The sequence below is a fragment of the Sulfitobacter sp. EhC04 genome, assembly GCF_001650875.1.
GTDB lineage: Bacteria > Pseudomonadota > Alphaproteobacteria > Rhodobacterales > Rhodobacteraceae > Sulfitobacter.
In genome coordinates, this window is the sequence record NZ_LXYI01000082.1 from 1 (window position 1) to 4,670 (window position 4,670).

Consider the following 4,670-nt stretch of genomic DNA (forward strand, 5'->3'; position numbering starts at 1 on the left):
CGGGAAAGCCGTGCTTATCCTCTTGACGAATGGTCATCGGAGTTTTCCACGCCGCTGCCATTTGCGGCGCTGGTCTTGCGGGCCGCGGCGATCCGCAAGGGCGAGACCGTTCTGGAGCCCTCGGCTGGCACCGGTGCACTGGCCGCTTTCGCCGCCCGGGCTGGTGCCACGCTTTCGCTCAACGAGATCGACCCCTTTCGCCAGCGCCTCCTGCGCGCGGTTTTCGGCGGCGAGGTGACGGGCCATGACGGCGAGCATATCGACGATCTGCTGCAGTCGCCGCTTCTACCCGACGTCGTGGTGATGAACCCGCCCTTCGCCTCATCGGTCGATCGCTCCCGAGACAAGCACATCGCCGCCAAACATCTCGTCGCGGCTGCCAAGCGTCTCGCGCCCGGTGGGCGGCTGGTGGCGATCATGCCGCCGGGATTCACGCCCGAACGCGATGCCGCGCATTGGTCACGCGCCTGCGGTCTCCTGACGCCGCGCTTGGCGTTGACGATGCCGGGGCAGGTCTACCGCAAGCTCGGCACATCTGTCGAAACCCAGCTGATGGTCTTCGACAAGGTGCAGGAGGACGGCGAGATGATCCGCGTCCCTGTGCGGGATCTGGACGAAGCGCTTCCTTTTGTCGATGCCGTGGCCGCAACCCGGCCCGAGATGCGCCCGGCCCAACGGGTTGAAGCGATCCCTCATGCTCGGCCGACCGTTCCATCATCTGCCCCGCGCAAGACCGTCGCTTCGCCTGTTGCCGCCTCCAAACCCCGGGCCAATGCCGTCCGTCCGCTCAGCTTTACAAGCTTTGAGACCCCTCGCGACAACACGCCCATCTCGGACATTTATGCGCGCTACCGTCCGCAGCGGATCGAGATCGCGGGTGCGCAAGAACATCCCACGCCGCTCGTCGAGAGCATCGCCATGGCCTCGGTTGCCCCGCCCATGCCCTCAAACACGGGCAGTGATGACTTGCGCCTGCCCGCCCGGTTGATCGAGGAGGGACATCTCTCCGAGGCGCAGCTGGAAACCATCATCATGGCGCATGACGCCTATGGGCGCGACTTGCCCGGTCGGTTTACCATCGATGACGACCAGACCAAGCTGACGCGCGCCGATGATGACCCGGATGCACGTGCCTATCGCCTTGGCTATTTCCTCGGCGACGGCACCGGTTGCGGCAAGGGCCGCGAATGCGCGGGGCTGATCCTTTTGAACTGGCTGGCGGGGCGCAGGAAGGCGATCTGGGTTTCCAAATCCGCCACGCTTATCGAGGACGCAATCCGCGACTGGACTGATCTTGGCGGCTCGCCAGCCGACATCCAGCCGCTCTCCAAATGGAAACCGGATCAGCCCGTCCCGATGGGCGACGGAATCCTCTTCGTCACCTACGCCACGCTGCGGTCCGCGGGCAAATGCGGCACCACGCGACTGAGCCAGGTTCTCGATTGGATGGGTGAAGACTTCGAAGGCGTCCTCGCTTTTGATGAGGCCCATGCCATGCAGAACGCGGCAGGGTCTGAGCAGGGCAGGGGGGTCAAACCCTCCCAGCAGGGCCTTGCTGGCCTACGGCTGCAACTGGCAGCACCCCGCGCTCGCGTCTTCTACATCTCAGCCACGGGCGCCACGAGCGTGCACAACCTCGCCTATGCCGCGCGTCTCGGTCTCTGGGGACAAGGCCCCGAATACCCATTTCCAAGCCGCGAGAGCTTCGTCTCGGCGATGGAAGCCGGCGGCGTGGCTGCCATGGAGGTGGTCGCGCGTGATCTCAAGACGCTCGGCCTCTACACGGCCCGCGCCCTCAGCTTCGACGGCGTGGAGTATGACGTGCTCGAACACGCGCTCACCCCTGCCCAGATCGAGATCTACGACGCCTATGCCGGCGCGTTTCGGACGATCCACCACAATCTCGAGGCTGCACTGACCGCGACCGGCGTCAACGACGCCTCGGGAGAGACCAATGCCTCGGCTGCTCGCGCCTCGGCCAAGTCCCGCTTCGAGAGCACGAAGCAGCGCTTCTTCAACCATCTCCTGATGGGCATGAAAGCCCCGACCATTATCCGCGCTATCAATGAGGACCTGGCGGAAGGATTTGCCTGCGTCATCCAGGTGGTCTCGACGGGAGAGAGCCTGCTGAAGCGCCGGCTCGAGGCGATGGACCCGGAGGACGAACTGGCGGAGGGTGCCTTGACACCTCGCGACTACGTTCTCAGTTACCTCGAGCAGGCCTTCCCGATCCATGCCCAGAAGCTTGTCGAGATCGACGGGAACATGGTGGCCGAGCCGCTTCGGGATGCGAACGGCGCCTTGGTCGTCTCACGCGAGGCGCTCGCCTTGCGCGACGCCGCGATGATGGAGCTGATGACGCTGGCGCCGATCCCCTCGGCGCTCGATCAGATCCTCTGGGCCTTTGGCGATGAGGCCGTGGCAGAAGTCACAGGCCGATCTATCCGGCCCCTCAAGGCCGAGGACGGCCATCTCTTCATCGAGAAGCGCGCCGCCAGCAGCAATTCCTCCGAAACCCAAGCCTTCATGGACGGTGAGAAGGATATCCTGATCTTCTCCGATGCAGGCGGCACGGGCCGGTCCTATCACGCGGCGCAAACGGCGAAGAACCAGAAACGGCGGCGGCACTACCTGTTGGAGCCCGGCTGGCGCGCCGACGCGGCCATCCAGGGGCTCGGCCGCACGCATCGCTCGGCCCAGGTCAGCGCGCCCTTCTTCCGGGTCTGCACCTCGGATGTGCATGGCGAGAAACGCTTCACCTCGACTATAGCCAAGCGCCTCGACCAGCTGGGAGCCCTGACCAAGGGTCAGCGCGAGACCGGCTCGCAAGGCATGTTCCGCGAGGAGGACAATCTCGAAAGCCCGATCGCGCGCGCGGCATTGCGTGGCTACTATGCCGATCTTGCCGCCGGGCGCGCCGAGGCGATGAGCTACGAGAGCTTAACCGACTGGACGGCCCTGCGGCTGATCGACAAGGACGGGGTGCTGCTCGAAGAGCTGCCGCCGATCCAGCGGTTTCTCAACCGAGTTCTGGCGCTGCCCATCCACATGCAGAACGCGCTCTTTGCCGAGTTCATGCGCCGGATTGCCGATCAGACCGAACGGGCGCGCGCAGCGGGTACGCTCGATCTCGGCGTGGAAACCCTGCGTGGCGAAAAGATCGAACAGGTTTCCACCGAGGATCTCTGGACCTGCCCGAAATCCGGTGCGGTCACGCGGATCATCGGACTTGAGGTGACGGACCCGGTGCACGTGCTGTCGGCGGATGACGCGCTGTCGCGCAATCCCGACAAGCTGCCCATGGTCAACCGCGCTTCCGGCCGCGCGGCGCTGATCTCGGCGCGGCCCATGCAGATGTATGACGAGGATATCGTCACACTGATGCGCAAGGCCGTGCGGCCCAACGGGTTCAGCTACCTCGAGGAGACGCGGTTCGCGTCCTCTGCCTGGGAAGACATCGGCAAGCCTGAGTTTGCAGGGCTTTGGGATGCCGAGGCTGCGTCCCTGCCAAAAACCACCACGACCAAGCTCTACCTGCTGACCGGGCTGCTGCTGCCGATCTGGAAGAACATTCCGACCACCAATGAGCGTATCTACCGCGTCACGCCGGACGGGGCGACCGCCATGATCGGGCGCACGCTGAGCGAAGAAGGGGCGGCCGCGCTGCGCGCCCGCTTCCTCGTCTCCAATCCGCAAACGCCGCAGGAGATGCTGACCGCCGCCCTCGGCACCACCGTACCTGTCGATCTGGGCCGGGGTCTCACCCTGACCCGTCGCCGCGTCGCAGGCGAGTTGCGCCTCGAGCTTGGCGGCGCGGACAAGGGCATGATCGAAGGCCTCAAGGCCATGGGGTGTTTCACTGAGATCATCGCATTCCAGCTACGGGTGTTCCTACCGCATGGGGACGGGATCGACACGGGGACCATTCTGGCCCGGATCGTTGGGCAGGGAACCACCAAGGCGGCAGAACAAGCCGCCTGAAAAGTCAAAGAGGGCTTTGGGCCGGGCGTCGCCGATCGGGGTTTGCCCGGTCTGCGCTTTCCGGGCGCGCGCAGACCAATGCCACGCCCGGCCCCCCCAACTACAGAAAGGAGGACAGACCCATGACCAATCCCCAAATGGACTATGCCGCGCTGGCGGCTCAGTGGCGCGCAGAGCGCGAAACCACCTTGAAGGCATCCCGAGCGGAGCTGATCGCGCAACTACGTGCGCTTGGCATCCGCGAGGTCACCGCCGAATACGAAGGCTATGGCGATTCCGGCAATGTCGAGGATGTGACGGTGCAGCCTGCGGAGGTCCAACTGCCGGAGGCGCTTGCCACTGAGGTGGGCGATTTCGCCTGGTCGCTTGCCTATCACCATCATCCGGGGTTCGAAAACAACGAGGGCGGCTACGGCACGCTGACCTGGGACATAGCACTAGACAGCATCATCCTCGATCACGCGGACCGCTATGTCGAATGCTCGCACAGCTATGACGAGGGGCTTTGAGATGGCCCATCCGCTTCATCATGCCGAAAGCTCCGCTCGGAAATTCGGCGGGGCGCCGTCCGATTATCAGGCTGTACACGACTGGTTCGATGCTTCGAAAGAGCACCTCGCGCTCTTCACGCACCGGGCCTTGCGTCACCATGCCTTATCCTGACTCTATGGAATCGTCTTATTTCTGTG

The 4,670-nt window shown here is 64.5% G+C and carries 3 protein-coding genes; all 3 read left to right on the forward strand.

The genetic code is table 11. From position 1 onward, the window contains the following. Window positions 1–75 precede the first annotated feature (75 nt). Window positions 76–3,981, forward strand: coding sequence for a strawberry notch-like NTP hydrolase domain-containing protein (locus A8B82_RS21500; RefSeq protein ID WP_235604769.1), 3,906 nt, complete (start codon window positions 76–78; stop codon window positions 3,979–3,981). A gap of 122 nt (window positions 3,982–4,103) precedes the next feature. Next, window positions 4,104–4,490 (forward strand): DUF6878 family protein, encoded by a 387-nt coding sequence (locus A8B82_RS21505; RefSeq protein WP_050525655.1) that lies wholly within the window; start codon window positions 4,104–4,106, stop codon window positions 4,488–4,490. Window position 4,491: 1 nt separating this feature from the next. After that, window positions 4,492–4,644: a DUF6915 family protein gene (locus tag A8B82_RS24285; protein WP_161489496.1), complete on the forward strand. Its 153-nt coding sequence runs from the start codon at window positions 4,492–4,494 to the stop codon at window positions 4,642–4,644. Window positions 4,645–4,670 lie beyond the last annotated feature (26 nt).